The following is a 347-nucleotide window of genomic DNA, read 5'->3' as shown; positions in this document are numbered from 1 at the left end:
CTATCTCTAATGCTTTCCGGTGTATGTCAAGCCTTGGTAAGGTTCTTCGCGTTGCGTCGAATTAAGCCACATGCTCCGCCGCTTGTGCGGGCCCCCGTCAATTCCTTTGAGTTTTAGCCTTGCGGCCGTACTCCCCAGGCGGGGCACTTAATGCGTTAGCTGCGGCGCGGACGACGTGGAATGTCGCCCACACCTAGTGCCCACCGTTTACGGCGTGGACTACCAGGGTATCTAATCCTGTTCGCTCCCCACGCTTTCGCTCCTCAGCGTCAGTATCGGCCCAGAGATCCGCCTTCGCCACCGGTGTTCCTCCTGATATCTGCGCATTTCACCGCTACACCAGGAAT

At 57.6% G+C, this 347-nt stretch carries 1 rRNA gene; it reads right to left on the bottom strand.

Annotation, left to right across the window (positions count from 1 at the left end):
• A 16S ribosomal RNA gene (locus HTV45_RS33520) occupies positions 1–347 on the bottom strand; the annotation flags it as partial.

Origin of the sequence: Streptomyces sp. CHD11, from assembly GCF_018638295.1 — a bacterium.
GTDB lineage: Bacteria > Actinomycetota > Actinomycetes > Streptomycetales > Streptomycetaceae > Streptomyces.
Note: the sequence above shows the minus strand (reverse complement) of the source record. Positions and strands in the feature narration are given on the sequence as shown.